The following is a 17,842-nucleotide window of genomic DNA, read 5'->3' on the forward strand; positions in this document are numbered from 1 at the left end:
AATTAAGTCCAGTTTACTCAATCCATAGAGACGGGGTTTGCTTGATGGCCCTTTCGCTATGTACTTCAATTAAGTATAGATGGGCTTTTTGAAAGTTCAACGATAGGAATTAATATATTCTCAACATTACTCAATACGATAGCTATCATCAAAAATTCTTTTAAGCACTTTTTCGGCAGCGCGACTGTCTTCCGTCGAATTGAAGCTGATCACTAAGGAATCGCTTCCAGAGGTGATACTTTTTATCGTGATTCCTTCTGCACTGAGGTGCTGGTAAAGGAAAAAGCCATCAGGTAATGAGATACCCCGATTAGTCACATTAATTTTTACTACAGCCTCAGGAGCTTGCCAAGCGTGTTGGTAGGCGAATACGCCCACAGTCAGCAGGATTAAAAAGATAACAGTCCCGAAGATGAGCTGTCGTTGAGAGTGAATCAGAGGTATACGCATTAATGTTGAGGCCTTGAAGCCGCTTTACGTTTACGCCAGAGTAGAACTAATGAACCAATAAACCCTGCCACTAATAAAACGACGGGTAATAACATTAGGCAAAACATTAGCTTATCTTCGTACTTCTGAAATAATGATGTTTTCCCTATCGCATAACCTGCACAAGTTAAAATCATTACCCACAGAAAGCCACTTAACCAGTTGAAGATTTGAAAGCGAGTGCTGCGTAAACCTGAAACGCCGGCTAACGTTGGTAATAACGTGCGGACGAAGGCGATAAAACGCGCAATAAGTAGTGCAGCAAGACCATGACGTTCAAAAAGCGTATGGGTACGTTCATGATATTTTTGTGGAATATGAGACAGCCATTTCTTCACCAATGGGGTATTGCCCAGCCATCGGCCTTGAATATAGCTTAGCCAACAGCCCAAACTTGCCGCAGTGGTAAGGATAAAAATAGTCAATGGGAAGCCCATCGTTCCTTTGGCAATTAATACACCGACTAAGATGAGCAAGCTATCACCCGGCAAAAATGCTGCAGGTAAGAGTCCGTTTTCGAGGCTAATAATAATAAACAAGATACCGTAAAGCGCCCAGACTAATGAGGGGTCGGCGAGTGTGTTGAAATCCTGATGCCAGAGTGCGGTGAGCAGGGCCTGTAAAGTATCCATCTACTTTTCCTAATGAATAAGGTAACTGGCACCAGTGCCAATCTATGACACACTAACGCCTATACACTGTGATTATGTACCGTGAAAACGATATGGTAAGTAAACGTTTATCAACTTCCTTGCTTGCATAATCGGATTAAGTGTAACAAAAATTTAGGTTGATAAACATTTTAATTGTCCTATAGCCGTGAGTTTTACGTAGGGGCAGGTGTTACCCCAATACTTTTTACATAGGCTGACATTTTTCGTTTTTTTTTGACGCAAAAGCAGATAGCCAGAGCCGCACAACACGCGGGGCTCTGGCCAACGACTAGGACTCTTTTTGTGAAGGGGACAGCGATTGACAGACAGTAGCGGTAAATAGGAGGTCCGTGGACGAATTTAATGCAGTTTCTGCAGAGTCTTGTAACACACTAATTAGAAAACCGATGGCGACAACTTGCATAGCAATTTCGTTAGGAATACCAAACATGTTACAGGCAACAGGTACTAACAGCAGTGATCCGCCCGCGACACCCGACGCACCACAGGCACATAGAGAAGCAACTAAGCTCAACATAATCGCAGTTGGCACATCGATAGCAATATGCAGGGTATTTACGGCTGCGAGGGTTAGTATGGTAATGGTAATGGAGGCTCCTGCCATACTGATATTAGCACCCAACGGAATGGAAACGGAGTAGGTATCCTCGTCGAGGCCTAAGCGTTTAGCAATCGCCATATTAACGGGAATATTGGCAGCAGAACTCCGTGTGAAGAATGCAGTCACACCGCTCTCTTTCAAGCAGAGAAAAACTAAAGGATAAGGATTACGCCTAATTTTCATAAAGACGAGCAGGGGATTGACGATCAGTGCCATGGTCAACATACAGCTTATTAGTAGAATCAGTAAGTTGATATAGCTCGAGAGCGCGGAAAAACCATTGGTCCCTAACACCGAGGCGACAAGGCCAAAAATACCGATTGGCGCACAACGGATAACTTTTGCGACTAACCAAGTAATCGCGGATGAGAAATCATTGAGCACATGACGCGTAGCTGCTGAACTATGGCGAAAAGCAAGCCCCAGCGCAATGGCCCACACTAGAATACCAATATAGTTGGCGTGCATTACTGCATCCACCGGATTAACGACCATACTTAATAGTATGCCTTGAGCGATAGCCAGTATTCCTTTCGGGGCTTCGGTTCCTTGATGGACATCAGTCAAGATCAGTGTTTGTGGAAAATGGTAGCTGGCAACAACAGCGACAACGGCAGCAAAAAAAGTACTCAATAAATATAGCGTCACAATAGGGCGAATATTCACTTTTTGCCCTTGCTGATGATTAGCAATCGACGCAATGACTAACAAGAGAACAAGAATAGGGGCGACCGCTTTTAATGCATGAACGAAAAGTTCGCCAAGGAGAGAAACGCCTTGTGCGGCCGGTTTAGAAACAAGCGCCAGCACAATGCCTGCTATAAGCGCCACGATAATTTGTGTAATAAGGTTTCCTGAGCGAATCCAGTTTACCAATCCTGAGGTTTTAAAAGTCATAGTTCTTTCTTAATTCATCATTTTCTTAAAAGAGCTTCATGTGATCACTTATCGCAGAAGCGTGTTTGCCGCGGCAGTATAAGAAAACGAGATTTAAGATAAAGCGATTCTTGATGGTATAATGGTATTGGGAATTATTTTATATGCTGATATTTTAAATAAAATCGGTGTTTTTCGCTATTAATAAGGATTTTCTTGATTAAACCACAAGGGAATTCTCTCCCCTTATAGTTTTTTTTGCTGTTATATTTTTTTTCTTATATTCAGCCAGTGATTGATAGCTAGTGTCGAAATCAAGATAACGGCAATAACACTGAGTGAAATAGTAGTAGGAATGTGCCACACATCAATCAATAGCATTTTAACGCCAATAAAGGTCAAAATAACCGCCAACCCATATTGTAATAAGCTAAATTTTTCGGCAACACCGGCTAATAAAAAGTACATCGCTCGTAGCCCTAAAATGGCAAAAAGATTCGATGTTAAGACAATAAATGGATCAGTCGTTACTGCAAAAATTGCCGGTATACTGTCGACGGCAAAAATAACATCGCTAAGCTCGACCATAATCAGTGCAAGCAGTAATGGCGTTGCATATCGAATACCTTGTCGTACAACGAAGAACTTTTCGCCTTCAAGCTGCTCGGTAACCCGTAACCGTTTCTTTATCCCTTGCAGTAAACGCCCGTCCTCGGGATTGTCATGGTCAGATTTCGACATAAACATTTTTATGCCAGTGATAACCAAAAAAGCGCCAAAAATATAAAGTATCCAGCTAAATTCGTTAACCAGCCAACTCCCAGCAAAAATCATTATGGTTCTCAGCACAATAGCGCCTAATACACCGTAAATCAGAACACGTTGTTGTAACGCCGGCGGAATCGCAAAGGCGCTAAAAAGCATTAACCAAACAAAAACATTATCAACGGCGAGCGCTTTTTCTAATAAATAGCCGGTTAAGAAATTGAGTGTTTGTGCCGATGCTAGGGCACTTCCAGAAAGATGTCGTAGGTAAAACCATAGCCCAGTGGCGAAAGCTAATGAGACACAGACCCAAATTAACGACCATATGGCGGCTTGTTTGACCCCCATACTTCCCGTTCGTCCGGTGCTTTTTAATTTTAAGTCTATGATAATCATCGTTATGACGATAACTGAGAATATTCCCCATAGAAGTGGGGTGCCAACAGTTTGCATAAGAAAATCCCTTAGAGATAGGTCTAGGAGGGTGATGGCAGCGGACAAAATGGAAGCATTGCAAACCTCACCAAGTGGCAAGGTCTCACTTACAATACTTATCATATTGCCTGACGACCGGTGCTTTCACACGTAATGACGATCGGTCAGCGTTGAAGTTACTCCCCTTTGCTGTTAATAGATTAGGAAATTTGTGGTTGTAAGGCAATTAAAGTATGTAATAGTTTTAAATACTTTACGTAAAAAAGAATCATTGAGCGAACAAGCTGTAGTCTTTGTTGAAGGGGATGTCAGCCTTTATGCAGCGAAAAGCTGTAGGGGAGGAATAGGTGAAAATACAGAATAGTTCACTGAGTTGGTATGGATTGTCTCTAGCGGTCCCTATAGGGATTGCCGGCGCTTGTGTGACGCTCATGTTTCGATGGGCAATAGCCCTCTTTAATTTAGCCGTTTTTGGCCGTAGCGATGATATTACTCAGGCCATGCGAGTCTGGCCTTGGTACGATTGGCCGATTATCGTGGCAGTGGGTGGGGCCATTGCTGGAATTTTATTACACTTTGCCGTGAAGTTTGAAAAACAGACAGCCATCAAATCTGATTATTTAGATGTCATCAATGCCCGTTTGAATGCGGTACCGACTCGCTCTTCCATTTTACGTGCCTGCTCATCAATGATCAGCATTAGCAGCGGTGCATCAATTGGTAAAGAAGGGCCAATGGTCCAGCTTGCGGCATTATGCGGAAGTTGGTCAGGGCGTTTTGTGCCGAGAAGACTTGCCATAGCAAACACTGACCTTGTCGCAATGGCCGCTGCGGCAGGATTAGCATCGGTATACCATGCTCCCTTAGCGTCAACCGTCTTTGTGGCTGAAATTGCATTTGGTATTTCTGCGCTACAACGTACGATGCCTATTATGTTAGCGGCAGTTACCGCTGTTTTGACTATGTGGCTATTCGGTTTTCGATCGCCACTGTACCCGTTGATGGATATCCAATTCACTGTACAAATTATTCCCTTGCTTATCACCCTTTTGGTCGGCGTATTGAGCGGCTTCATGGGGGTCGGGTTTATTACGCTCACTCAAAAAACACGGCAATTATTTACTATCATCCCCTCACTACCTGTTCGTTTAGCTTGCGGTGGTGCGGTGGTCGGAGGATTAGCCATTATCTCTCCAGCGATATTGGGTAACGGTTATGAAGTGATCGTCAATCTTTTTGCCGGACACTACTTACTACCTATGTTGGTCGTATTGTTAGTGCTTAAAATGATTGCGACCAGTTGTTCGGTGGGCTCAGGGGCGGTAGGGGGGATGTTTACGCCAGCATTAATGATTGGTGCCACCTTAGGAGGGATTTGCGGTGTAGCGAGTCAGCATTTGGGAGTGACTCTTGCGAGTCCTTGGCTATTTGCGGCAATCGGTATGGCAGCTGTGCTTTCTGCTATTTCTCAGGCACCCTTAATGGCTATCTTGATGGTTATGGAGATGACCCTTAATAGCAGCCTGTTATTACCATTAATGATCGCTTGTGTCGTGGCAACAATGATCGCCAATCAGTGTCACTCTTCTTCCACTTATCCGCTTATCGGAACACATTTTTCTCGTGCAAATGCTAAATTTACCTTTGATCAAACCCGGATTAGTGAAGTTATTATTCCTGGTGCGTGTTTGTTTCCCCAAGATTCCGTAGAACAGGCACTTAATGCTAGCAAACATAAGCGGGAACGGTATGTCTACGTCGTAGACGAAAAAAATACATTTCTTGGTGTTGTCTCTATACATAAAATTGTTGAAAAAGTATTAGCGAAAGAAATTACCCTTACTTCGCCGGTTGAGAAAGTAATGGAAATCGATTTTCCCTATGTTTATCAAGAACAAACATTAAGAGAAGGGTGGGAAGCCTTTAGCCGGGTAACGCTTGAGCGTTTGCCAGTATTAAATGATCCACAGCAGCGACAGTTCGTCGGAGCCTTAACGAAAACGAGCTTAATTCAGCAAGCTGAAAGTTTCTTATAGTTCGGATTCGAGGGCATGTTGGGTTTAGGTGAGAAACTGCGTATACTTCTGAACGTTAACGACTATCCGATTTTACAGAGAACAATGTAATGAATGAACTGCAAGTAAGTGGGCGATCGCTTACCCTTAATCGATTCCCGACCAATGCGACAGATCCTAATTTACAAGCTTGGGATGCCGCAGATGAATATTTACTGCAGCAACCATTACCAGATGGACCCGTATTAGTCTTCAACGACAACTTTGGTGCGTTGACCTGTGCTCTGCAACCTCGGGAAGTATGGCAAGTTAGTGATTCTTTTATTAGCCAGCAAGCCACGTTACATAATTTTTCCACAAATGACTTAGCAGTAGGGCAAGTCCGATTTCTCGATAGTTTAGCGTCATTACCCCAAGGCGTTGCTGCAGTATTAATTAAAATACCGAAAACTTTAGCGCTGTTGGAACATCAGTTGCAGGCTTTGCGTGAAGTGATTACACCGGATACGCTAATTATTGCTTCCGCCAAAGCGAAAGATATTCACCGCTCAACACTCGAGCTGTTCGAGAAATGGATAGGGGAAACCCGTACCTCACTTGCGTGGAAAAAATCTCGCTTAGTCTTTGCCTCGTTGACAGCAGAAGCTCCGGTCGCGACTAGCGGGATATTGAGTTGGCCGTTGGACGGCACTCCGTATGTCTTACATAACCATGCGAATGTGTTTGCTCGCCAATCTTTAGATATTGGTGCTCGTCTCTTTACCCAACACTTACCGCATCAACTAGAAGGTACTATCGTTGATTTAGGGTGTGGTAATGGTGTGATTGGCCTTTTAGCCTTGGAACAAAATCCAGAGGCTCGCATTCATTTTGTTGATGAGTCTTGGATGGCGGTAGCTTCAAGCCAGTTAAACGTCGAGAAAAACCTCCCTGCTGAGATGAGTCGGTGTGAATTCACAGTCAATAATAGTTTAAGTGGCTTTACTGGCGGAAGTCTGCAAGCGGTATTGTGTAACCCTCCTTTCCATCAGCAGAGCGCGATCACTGACCATATTGCTTGGCAAATGTTTAGAGACGCTAAGCGATGCCTCGGATACGGTGGCGAGTTACGGGTGATCGGTAATCGCCATCTGGATTATCATCGTAAGCTAAAAAAACTGTTTGGCAATTGCCAATTAGTGGCTTCAGATGCACGTTTTGTTGTTTTACGTGCAGTGAAGCTGTAATTATTTTTTATTATAAGGTAACTGGCCATGACGTATATTGTAAAATTAATGACTGGTATACTACTGGTCAGTTATCTGAGTGCTTGCTCAACTACTGAAAAAAAAGCTGACCAACGTTTAGCCGACCAATCGGTGATGGCGGTTAACTGGATGCAGCAGTCAGGTGAGTACCAAGCTATAGCGCTGCAAACGTTTCGATTTGCCACCTCTGCGTTTCAGCAATCTGTGGATGCCGGGGTTCGCTCACCTGCGGTGATTGTTGATTTAGATGAAACGATGATTGACAACAGTGCTTATCAAGCATGGGCTGCACAGCAACAGGCCCCCTTTACAGATAAAACATGGTCTCAATGGACACATGCCGAGCAGGCGCTGGCGATTCCGGGTGCGGTTGATTTTGCTCGTTATGTCGACAGCCACGGGGGGACTTTATTCTATGTATCAAATCGCTCTGTACACGATCGCGAAGCGACGATTGCCAATCTACGCGTACTCGGTTTTCCGGGTATTACCGACCAGACACTATTGCTCAGTACTTCAACGAGCAATAAACAAGCCCGTTTCGATACCATTCATGCTGAAGGCTTTCAGGTGGTGGTATATGTTGGTGACAATCTCAATGATTTCGGTGCAGCTACCTGGCATAAAAACAATAGTGAGCGACGGGCTTTTGTTGAAAAAAATCGTGCAAAATTTGGGACGGAATTTTTCCTATTACCTAACCCGAGTTATGGCGATTGGGAATCAGGGTTGAGCAATGGTTACTCTGCAATGCGGCCATCAGAAAAATTACATACGCGTTTGCAGGCATTGCGTGTTTGGAAAGCGCCCCAATAATTATTTTTAGCTGACCAGAGTTTGATGTGATCCATTTAATGAATTTATGATTAAATAACCCAGTAGGCTAACCTTTTTTGGTTACCCGCTTTAAATCACTATAGATGTCAGTGCATTAAGCATTGTCTAATTAGGGAAAAATGTCGTTTCTGAATAAATATCGCAAGATTACTGATACTGTTATTTTGTTTTTATTGACCTTTTTTTTCTGCTATGTCGGCGGTCATCTTCGTTTACCTTTCGTTTTTTCTATGTTTTGGATTGCTAATGCGGTAATTGCCGGGATCTTTGTTCGCTATCCTTCGACTCATCGCCCCATTAATTATCTGGTTTGTGCCCTCGCGATGTTTCTTAACGATTACCTTTTTTCGGGGTGGCTTTACTCGGCTATTTTAATAAACACGGCTAACATTATTTTTATAGCGATAGTTGCACTTGGCCTAAAAGGGTTATGGAAGCATCATTCTAAACAACTGACACCTAAGCAAGTGCTTATCTTATTTCCAGTCTGTTTAGCCGCTGCATTAGCCTCGGGGATTTGGGGGGGGATCGTTAGCACGAGTGGAACAGTCGCGTCGGATATTGTGATCAACATTAGTCTATGGGTTAGTGAACAGTTATCGACCGGGTTGATGATTCTACCGCTAATCCTTAGCTTTAAACGCTCGAAAAAATTTGAATGGCAATACACATCAGTATTAGCTGTACTCTCTGTACCCGTTCTGTTTCTCTTTGCTTCGTTGATTAAAGGTCCTGGTAGTATCGTATTTCCACTGCCGATACTGATCTGGTGTGCATTAGTCCTGCCCGTCTTTATCTCAACACTGATTACTTTTCTAGTTGGCGTGTTAGAAATTATGATGGTGTATGAAGATATTATGAGTAATCACGCTCTCGATAGCTACCCAGAAGCTATGGCACTGGTCTCAATTCGATTAGGTGTTGCTGCGATGGTGCTTACGCCTTTTATGGTCTCAGTAACCATTGATGCTATCACAACGCTTAATAAACAACTTGAAATAAGAGCAAATACCGATTTTTTAACACAATTGCTTTCGCGAGCGGGATTATTTGAAAAACTCAGTAGACTGCCGCTTAAAAATGGGCAATCCGTTGGTATGATTTTGTTTGATATCGATTATTTCAAATCCATCAATGATACCTTTGGTCATCAAGCCGGTGATGAAGTGCTCAGTGATCTGGGTTACCTTTTACGACGCGACTACAAAAAAAAGTTTTATATTGCTCGTTTTGGGGGAGAGGAGTTTGCGATGATAGGGTTAAATATTTGTCAGCAGGCCTTGTATGAACAAGCTGAACTATTGCGTCAACGCGTTGCTCAGCATGAATTTTCTCTTGGCGATCGTTCGCTGTCGATTACCATTAGTCTTGGCTTAGCGATGGGCACCACTAAAAGTAATGAAGGCTGGCAGCAGTTAATTACGCGTTTAATGAGCCAGTCTGATACTCGACTCTATCTTTCCAAAGCGGGAGGACGGAATCAAACTACCCCCAATTGGTCTGAGGGTAGCTTACTCATTAGTGATCAAAGGCAGACATAATTTTCGTTTGTTGCTGATGGCGCTCAATCGCGAGTTCGATCAGCGTGGTGATGAGATCTTGGTAGGGGAGTCCGCTCGCTTGCCATAATTTTGGATACATACTGATATTGGTAAACCCTGGTAATGTATTAATCTCATTGATGATGACTTCATTGTCGGGAGTTAAAAATACATCAACACGTGCAAGGCCAAAACATTCAACGGTTTGGAAAGCTTTGAGTGCGATTCGTTGAATTAAGGCTTCAGTTTGATCGTCAATCGCGGCAGGGACTTTGACTTGCGCGCCTTGCTCATTGATATATTTCGTTTCATAAGAGTAGAATTGATCAGCGAGCTCGATTTCGCCACAACGGCTGGCTTTTGGTTGCTCGTTACCTAATACCGCGCATTCGACTTCTCGGCCAATAATCGCCTTTTCAATCAAAATCTTACGATCAAAGCGTAGGGCTTCTTGAATTGCCGGTAGCAACTGTGCTTGAGTTTCTACTTTGCTCACCCCAACAGAAGAGCCTTGATTTGCTGGCTTCACAAATAATGGTAAGCCCAGTTGTTGGATCACATCATCAAGATTGACGGTATCAACATTACTTGGGGTTAGCGTAATAAATGGAGCAACATTGAGGCCAGCATCACGCAAAAGACGCTTAGTGACATCTTTGTCCATACTTATCGCTGATCCCAGTACGTCGGAACCGACAAAAGGTAAGTTTAGGGTACGTAATAAGCCCTGTAATGTACCATCTTCACCAAGTGTACCGTGTACGATAGGGAAAATAACATCCAGTTTTGCTAAATGGCTCACTGAATTTGAGGTGATAGCCTGAGCATGTCCCGGTTGAAGTTGTAGCTCGCCTTCTTCGTGAGCTAAACTAATACGTTTAGGATCGGTAGGATTCTCAAGGAAATGATCGACATGATAGCTGCACCATTGACCTTGTTTCGTGATCCCTAGCAGAACAACATCAAATTTTGTTTTATCAATCGCCTCTAAAATATTGCGTGCTGATTGTAGTGAAACCTGATGTTCTGCTGATTTTCCGCCAAAAATGATACCGACCCGCTGTTTCATAAACTCTTATTCCGTAACTTAACTGTATGACGACAACATAGCAGGTCAGGCTAGGAGAGACAATGCTCAGCTATAATGATAAGAGTTGTTAATATCCAACGATTAAACTTCGCTCCATTCCCGTAGCAAGTTATGGTAAAGATTGAGTAAATTCATCCGCACTTCACTGCTTCCTTCATGCTTCGCAAGCTGTTGTATATCGTTGTCAAGTTGGCTCAGCATTGCCCGTTTTTTCTCGTCACGCACCATTGATTGGATCCACATAAAGGAGGCGAGACGTTGGCCGGTAATGACCGGAGTTACACAATGTAAACTGCTCGACGGATAGATCACCATATCGCCAGCCGGAAGCTTCACCTTATGTTGTCCAAAGGTATCTTGTATCACCAGTTCCCCGCCCTGATAGCTTTCAGGATCATTAAGAAATAGCGTGGCGGAAATATCAGTGCGTAGCCAAATGTTTTCTTCGCGGCGTATCGCGCCATCAACATGAAAACCATATGCACCGCCCCCTTGGTAACGATTGAACAGTGGTGAGGAGATATTTACTGGGAGGGTCGCACTGAAAAATTGCGGGTGTTGGTTGATCGCCTGTAAAACACATTGTTGTAGGTCGTTGTATAGGGCCGACTGTGTATTGACCTGCTCATTACTTTTTACTGCCGCCCCTTGTACCCCGGTAGTCACTCTACCGTCGATCCATTCAGCATGCGCTAATTGTTGCGTTAGGGCGGTGAGCTGTTCGGTATTCAATATACCTTTAATGTGATGCATCATAATCTTGGAACTCAATAGCAATAGGCTGTGGCAAATTGCCACAGCCATAAAGGAAGATTAAAAATGAACATTCGCTGTTAGCATCCAGCTGCGTTCTGCCCCTGGATGGTAACGATAGCCACTTTTGTTGATCGATTGCACATAGTGCTTATCAAACAAATTATACACGTTTAGCTGAAGATCAAGATTACGATTCACCTTGTAACCCGCCATCGCGTCTGCGACCCAATAATGATCAATAGTATTTGGTGTTCCGACAGCTCCGTCTGTACCACGATGCATACTTCCTACATAGCGAGCACCTGCACCGGCGACCAGTTCAGGGGTTATTTGATATGTTGTCCATGCAGTAAAAGCATGACGCGGAGTATAACTGAGGTATTTAGACCCATCGTTGTTGACCGCGCTACCTTCAGAGACTTTCGCATTTTGCAGCGTATAACCCGCTAACGCATGCCAGTTATCTGTAATATCGCCACTTACCGTTAGCTCGTAGCCTTCAACGCGTTTACGGCCAACTTGTGAATACTCTTTGGTACTGGAGTCTTGTTCGACTTCATTTTTAATATCGGTACGGAAGAGGGCAGCAGTAAGTAATAACCGACTATCCATTAAATTCCACTTAGTACCAACTTCAGCGGTTGCCGCTTTTTGCGGCTTAAAGTCGGTACTATTCGCCGTTTTCGTTGCAGTGGAACTGGCGGTTAGTTGGAAGTTATTCCCTCCAGGAGGTTGTTGCGCAACGCCATAGTTTACATAGACATTCCCCTGTTCTGTCAGGTGGTATAGCGCACCAGCCTTCCAGTTGAATAGATTACCGCTTTTACTTGCATCCACGGTCTTAATCGGGGTTCCTTTAGAAACGCCTGCCGTACAGGCAACAGCTCCACGTCCAGTGCCACCACAGGCAGTGGAAGAGTTATACTCGGTATGGTAACTGTCTACACGTGCGCCGCCATTGATCTCAAACTTATCCGTCAGCTGTAAGGTATCAAAGGCATAAATCCCAAACGTATCAGTGGTACCGTGAGCATCGGCACCATTTCGTGATAGCCCACCGACTAAGATTGAGCTATCCGGATGGTAGATATTTACAGCAGGTGGCGAGAGGGTATTAAGACCTCGAATAGTTTGGCTTTCGTGCGTAAATTCGATACCAGTACTGATATCATGCTTTACTGTTCCAGTCTGAAATTTGGTGGTTAAGTTGGTTTGGTTAGTCAGAATTTTATTGACCGAATCCCGAGTATTCGCCAAGCGACTCCACGTCCAATCGTTCACATTACTCGAATTATTGGTTTGGATATTTGAGGCTCCGCCCATTACGGCGGTCATCAGATATTTTTGGCTGGTTTGTGCCCAACGGGTGGTATTTCTAATCGTCGTGACGTCAGAAATATCATGTTCAAAACGCATCGTTGCGCTATCAGTTGTCGACTTATCGTAGTCAGAATCTGTGCCGTAGAAACTATGTCGGTTAACTTTTCCCGAGTTATTGAGTGCGGAATAACCTTTAGGTGCACTATACCCAGGTAGACCGATCGTTGGGATACCTCCATCGGGGGTATTATTCTGATGCACATGAACATAATCAAGATACAAGCGGGTAGCGGTATCTAAACCGAAAGCGATAGAGGGTGCAAATCCATATTTTTCATGGCTGACTTTATCTCGGGTATTATCATTACCTTTATCGCCCATCATATTGATTCTAAACGCACTATTTTCGTTGATCATTTGGTTATAATCGACCGTTGCGCGTCGAGTAGAAGCACTGCCATAACTCAATGATCCATCAATGCTAGTGGCCAACTGCGGCTTTTTAGTAATCATATTGATAGAGCCTGAAGGCGCGCTGCGCCCATAATCTGATCCTGACGGCCCTTTTAATACTTCCACACTGCTGATATTGAATGTATCTCGGCTCACTGCAGCGATATCGCGAATACCATCGACATAAATGCTATTTGAGGTATCGACGCCACGCATATAGATCGCATCACCGGTCGTGGAGTTTCCATTTTCGCCTGCAAAAAATGCTCCCGCTCCGGCAATATTTTTCATCGCCTCGGTCAAGGTGGTGGCATGTTGCTCTTGTATCACTTTTTCCGGCACGACGGTGACGGTACGCGTAGTGTCGGCGAGTGGTCGTGTAAATTTAGGATCAGAGAGCGATTGCGGCACATACAGAGAAGGAACGGAGGCTTGAACGACAAGTGTATCATCGCTCTTTTTGCCATCATTGGATTGACTAGCTTGTGTAGAAGTGTTGCTAATTGTGTCGGCGATAGCGGGTGTAGTTAAGCTGACACATAATCCGGCAAAAACGCCTAGTGTCGTCATTTCCCTAAATGACGGTGTAATGTTTTTATTCTTTTTCACTCGGTTACCTTATTAATGCCAATGAGAATGGTTATCAGGATCATTCTCATTATTCATATTTTTAAGGAAAAGGTAAAGAGTTGTAACGATTTAATAGGGTGATTTTTAGACTATTGTCATAAATATTTCTATTTATGAATTTGTCTGAATGATTGGCACCGCGATGATAGGGGGGATTGGGAAAGAAAAAGGTGATGCAATATGCATCACCTTGAAGAATATAATGGATTATCTCAAGCCTATAAATTAGGTGAGTTTACGCATTGGTGGTCGGCGAACAGGGGCATCACCGGCAACATAGTAACTCGCAGTACTACGGGGTAAGGGTTGTTTACCGCGAATGATGTCAGCGATTTTTTCACCAATCATAATCGTGGTCGCATTCAAGTTACCGGTAATAATTTCCGGCATAATCGATGCATCCACAACACGAAGTCCTTGCATACCATGCACTCGACCTTCGGCATCGACCACTGCCATCGGGTCAGTACCCATTTTACAGGTTCCGCATGGATGGTAGGCGGTTTCACCGTGGTTACGCACGAACTCATCAAGCTGCTCATCGGTTTGACAATCGAGTCCAGGGCTGATTTCACGACCGCGATATTTATCCAGTGCGGGTTGATTGATGATCTCACGCGTTAGACGAATACAATCGCGGAACTCATGCCAATCTTGCTCATGCGACATGTAATTGAACAGGATTGCAGGATGTTCGTAAGGGTCGGTTGATTTAATTCGCACATGACCGCGGCTTGGCGAACGCATGGATCCGACGTGACACTGAAAGCCATGCTCATTAACGGCATTCGTCCCGTTATAATTGATCGCAACAGGTAGGAAGTGATATTGAATGTTTGGCCATTCAAACTCTTCACGGCTACGGATAAATCCACCAGCCTCAAACTGGTTACTGGCTCCGATACCTTTACCCTGAAATAGCCACTGTGCACCAATTTTTGGTTGATTGTGCATTTGTAATGCCGGGTATAAGGAAACAGGCTCTTTACACTCATACTGTAAGTAGAGTTCTAAGTGATCCATTAAGTTTTCGCCCACACCGGGTAGGTCATGGACGACCGGGATAGAAAACTTATTGAGTAACTCAGCAGATCCCACACCTGAACGTTGCAGAATTTGTGGTGAAGCAATGGCACCGGCACAAAGCAATACCTCACGGCGTGCTTCTGCATGTTGTGGTGTTTTTCCGCTACCGGTTAAATAATCGACGCCGGTGGCGCGCTTACCGCTAAAAACAATTTTATCGGTAGTTGCGTGCGTAATAATGGTCAAGTTACTGCGATCTTTCGCTTGATCGAGATAGCCCCGTCCAGTACTTGCACGACGTCCATTAGGGGTTACCGTACGATCCATCGGACCAAAGCCTTCTTGCTGATAACCATTCAGGTCATCCGTTCTTGGGTAACCCGCTTGCACTCCAGCTTCGACCATAGCGGCGAATAGTGGGTTGTTACCTGTTTTCGGTGTGGCGACGCTAACCGGGCCTTCACCACCATGATAATCGTTCGGGCCGATATCACGCGTTTCTGCTTTACGGTAGTAAGGCAGGCAGTCTAAGTAGCTCCAGTTTTCCAAGCCCGGACGTTTTGCCCAGCCATCAAGATCCATCGCATTACCACGGATATAGCACATTCCGTTAATCAGTGATGACCCGCCAAGACCTTTACCCCGACCGCACTCCATACGACGGTTATTCATGTAGGGTTCAGGCTCGGTTTCATAGGCCCAATTGTAACGGCGACCTTGCAGAGGGAAGGCGAGGGCGGCTGGCATCTGGGTACGAAAATCAAGGCGATAATCCGGACCGCCCGCTTCAAGTAATAGTACAGTGATGTTTTCATCTTCGGTGAGGCGTGTCGCCAGTACGTTACCGGCAGAACCTGCACCGATAATGATATAATCGTATTCCATTATTCGTTCCTTAATTCTGTGGATTAAAATACTGACTGGAAGCGTTCCAGTTCAACTTGTACCGATTTAATTTGGGTATAGTGCTCAAGAGTCACTAATCCATTTTCACGGCCCACGCCAGAGTGTTTGTAGCCCCCAACAGGCATTTCTGCGGCAGACTCCCCCCAAGTATTTATCCAACAAATACCTGCTTCTAATTGATGAATGATACGGTGTGCACGGTTAAGCTCTTTTGTCACAACGCCTGCCGCAAGTCCGAAATCGGTATTGTTTGCACGCTGGATAACGTCCGCTTCATCGTGGTAGGTAAGGATAGACATGACTGGACCAAAAATCTCCTCTTTGACGATTTCCATGTCGTCACGACAATTGGTAAATACCGTCGGCTCCACCCATGCTCCTTGGTCGAATCCCTTGCCGGTCATTCGTTTTCCACCAGCCAATAAGGTCGCGCCTTCATTAATACCAGACTCAATAAAACGCATCACATTGTCGCGATGAACGAAGCTGACTAATGGCCCAAAGTTGGTGTTGGCATCATTCAGGTCGCCCGCACGAATATTTTTTAGGCGATCTAAGATTTTCTGCTCAAATTCCGCTTTATGTTGTTCGGGGATGAACACTCGGGTACCGTTTGTACATACCTGTCCGGAACTATAGAAGTTCGCCATCATGGCGATATCGGCCGCTAAATCAAGATCGGCATCGTCACAAATAATGAGGGGGGATTTCCCGCCCAATTCCATTGTGACATCTTTGAGTGTTGATCCGGCTGCGTTGGCCATCACTTTGCGGCCGCTGACTACGCCACCGGTAAAGGAAACTTTATCAATGCCAGGATGTTCGGTGAGTGCCTGTCCTGTTTCTGCGCCTAAACCCGGTAACACATTGAATACCCCGTTGGGGACACCAGCTTCGGTATAAATCTCAGCCAGTTTTAATGCTGTGAGCGGGGTCACTTCGCTCGGCTTAAAAATCATAGCGTTACCTGCGGCTAACGCGGGTGCTGATTTCCATAAGGCAATCTGGATCGGATAGTTCCAGGCGCCGATTCCGGCCACAACACCTAGGGGTTCACGACGTGTATACACGAAAGAGGTATCGCGCAGTGGGATTTGTTGTCCTTCGATCGCTGGGATCAGTCCCGCATAATATTCTAAAACGTCAGCACCGGTGACGATATCAACGGCAGAGGTTTCACTAAACGGCTTGCCGGTGTCTAAGGTTTCTAACGCTGCCAGTTCGTCATTACGTTCACGAAGAATATCGACGGCCTTACGCAGAATGCGCGAGCGCTCCATAGCTGTTTTTGCTGCCCAAATTTTCTGGCCTTTACGCGCCGCCGCTACAGCTTTATCAACGTCTGCTTTACCGGCAGCATGGACAGTGGCTAACACATCACCATTTGCAGGGTTAACCGTCTCAAACGTGGAACCGCTCTGTGCAGGGACGTAGGTACCATCTATATACAGTAACTGTTCAGCGAATTGGGACATTGTTATTCTCCGTCATTATGAGTGGATACCCGCCAATTGTTGGCGAATAAATTGTCGAGTAATGGTTCTAATCATGTGTGGATCAAAAGGATTTCCGCTGAGTGCCGCGCGTAACCATAATCCATCGATCAATGCGGCTAGCCCATATCCGGCAACTCGAGCCGCATCCTTGTCTAAGACTTTATGAAACTCAGCCGTGAGGGTTGAGTACAACCGACGACTGCTAATTTTTTGTAAACGATGCAATCCCGGTTGATGCAAGCTGCTGGCCCAGAAATCTAACCACGCTTTAGTCACGGCGGGGTGAACTTGCGTTTCGTCGAAGTTTGCATCAGCGATAGCAGCTAATCGCTCTTCAACGGATACTTGGGTTAGGGTTTTTAATCTTCCCAAGATTGCCAGTTGAAGTTTAGACGTAATATCGCGCATTGTGGCTTCGAGTAGCCCATTTTTATCACCAAAGTAGTGACTGATGATGCCGGTTGAGACACCAGCCCGTTTTGCTATCTGAGAAATTGTTGCGTAGTGCAACCCGACCTCGTTAATGGTTGCGAGGGTGGCATCTATCAGTTGCCGTTGACGAATCGGCTGCATACCAACTTTAGGCATCACCTATACTCCGAGATAATCTTTTCACCGCTATTAAAACTTTTTTTGATTGATTGTTCAATATAAAAAAATAAATTGTTATGCTAAGGGGGATAAA

Annotated in this window: 14 protein-coding genes; 4 read left to right on the plus strand and 10 right to left on the minus strand. The window is 44.8% G+C overall.

All coding sequences use genetic code 11. The features are described 5' to 3' along the window. Positions 1–126: 126 nt before the first annotated feature. From mzrA to HGT73_RS01635, 4 genes are all read right to left on the minus strand, one after another. Positions 127–450 (minus strand): EnvZ/OmpR regulon moderator MzrA, encoded by a 324-nt coding sequence (mzrA, locus tag HGT73_RS01620; protein ID WP_214211908.1) that lies wholly within the window; start codon positions 448–450, stop codon positions 127–129. Then, positions 450–1,121 (minus strand): DedA family protein, encoded by a 672-nt coding sequence (locus HGT73_RS01625; RefSeq protein ID WP_214211909.1) that lies wholly within the window; start codon positions 1,119–1,121, stop codon positions 450–452. Before HGT73_RS01625 ends, mzrA begins: the two co-directional genes overlap by 1 nt. 310 nt (positions 1,122–1,431) lie before the next feature. After that, the gene (gene sstT / locus HGT73_RS01630) at positions 1,432–2,661 is read right to left on the minus strand and encodes a serine/threonine transporter SstT (protein WP_214211910.1); all 1,230 of its coding nucleotides are present in this window, start codon (positions 2,659–2,661) and stop codon (positions 1,432–1,434) included. A gap of 243 nt (positions 2,662–2,904) precedes the next feature. Next, on the minus strand, positions 2,905–3,858 hold the full coding sequence (locus tag HGT73_RS01635) for a TerC family protein (RefSeq protein WP_214211911.1): 954 nt from the start codon (positions 3,856–3,858) through the stop codon (positions 2,905–2,907). Positions 3,859–4,187: 329 nt separating this feature from the next. Between HGT73_RS01635 and HGT73_RS01640 the strand changes: the two genes are divergently transcribed. The 4 genes from HGT73_RS01640 (at position 4,188) to HGT73_RS01655 (ending at position 9,480) form a co-directional block, all read left to right on the plus strand. After that, on the plus strand, positions 4,188–5,876 hold the full coding sequence (locus HGT73_RS01640; RefSeq protein WP_338111568.1) for a chloride channel protein: 1,689 nt from the start codon (positions 4,188–4,190) through the stop codon (positions 5,874–5,876). 89 nt (positions 5,877–5,965) lie between these two features. Next, positions 5,966–7,081, plus strand: a complete 1,116-nt coding sequence (gene rlmG, locus HGT73_RS01645; RefSeq protein WP_214211912.1) for a 23S rRNA (guanine(1835)-N(2))-methyltransferase RlmG — start codon at positions 5,966–5,968, stop codon at positions 7,079–7,081. Between the two features lie 27 nt (positions 7,082–7,108). Then, positions 7,109–7,918 (plus strand): 5'-nucleotidase, lipoprotein e(P4) family, encoded by an 810-nt coding sequence (locus HGT73_RS01650; RefSeq protein ID WP_214211913.1) that lies wholly within the window; start codon positions 7,109–7,111, stop codon positions 7,916–7,918. Positions 7,919–8,058: 140 nt separating this feature from the next. After that, on the plus strand, positions 8,059–9,480 hold the full coding sequence (locus tag HGT73_RS01655) for a GGDEF domain-containing protein (RefSeq protein WP_214211914.1): 1,422 nt from the start codon (positions 8,059–8,061) through the stop codon (positions 9,478–9,480). Here the strand turns inward: HGT73_RS01655 and ddlA are convergent. From ddlA to betI, 6 genes are all read right to left on the minus strand, one after another. After that, on the minus strand, positions 9,458–10,549 hold the full coding sequence (ddlA, locus tag HGT73_RS01660) for a D-alanine--D-alanine ligase (protein WP_214211915.1): 1,092 nt from the start codon (positions 10,547–10,549) through the stop codon (positions 9,458–9,460). The genes HGT73_RS01655 and ddlA overlap by 23 nt on opposite strands. A gap of 102 nt (positions 10,550–10,651) precedes the next feature. After that, positions 10,652–11,326, minus strand: a complete 675-nt coding sequence (locus HGT73_RS01665; RefSeq protein WP_214211916.1) for a Fe2+-dependent dioxygenase — start codon at positions 11,324–11,326, stop codon at positions 10,652–10,654. A 57-nt stretch (positions 11,327–11,383) separates the two neighbouring features. Then, on the minus strand, positions 11,384–13,708 hold the full coding sequence (locus HGT73_RS01670; RefSeq protein ID WP_214211917.1) for a catecholate siderophore receptor Fiu: 2,325 nt from the start codon (positions 13,706–13,708) through the stop codon (positions 11,384–11,386). A 246-nt stretch (positions 13,709–13,954) separates the two neighbouring features. Then, on the minus strand, positions 13,955–15,640 hold the full coding sequence (gene betA, locus HGT73_RS01675) for a choline dehydrogenase (protein WP_214211918.1): 1,686 nt from the start codon (positions 15,638–15,640) through the stop codon (positions 13,955–13,957). 23 nt (positions 15,641–15,663) lie between these two features. Then, positions 15,664–17,136, minus strand: a complete 1,473-nt coding sequence (gene betB / locus HGT73_RS01680) for a betaine-aldehyde dehydrogenase (RefSeq protein ID WP_214211919.1) — start codon at positions 17,134–17,136, stop codon at positions 15,664–15,666. A gap of 15 nt (positions 17,137–17,151) precedes the next feature. Beyond that, the gene (gene betI / locus HGT73_RS01685) at positions 17,152–17,745 is read right to left on the minus strand and encodes a transcriptional regulator BetI (RefSeq protein WP_214212089.1); all 594 of its coding nucleotides are present in this window, start codon (positions 17,743–17,745) and stop codon (positions 17,152–17,154) included. Positions 17,746–17,842 lie beyond the last annotated feature (97 nt).

The organism is Rosenbergiella australiborealis (assembly GCF_018494035.1).
In the GTDB taxonomy this organism is placed as follows: Bacteria; Pseudomonadota; Gammaproteobacteria; order Enterobacterales; family Enterobacteriaceae; genus Rosenbergiella; species Rosenbergiella australiborealis.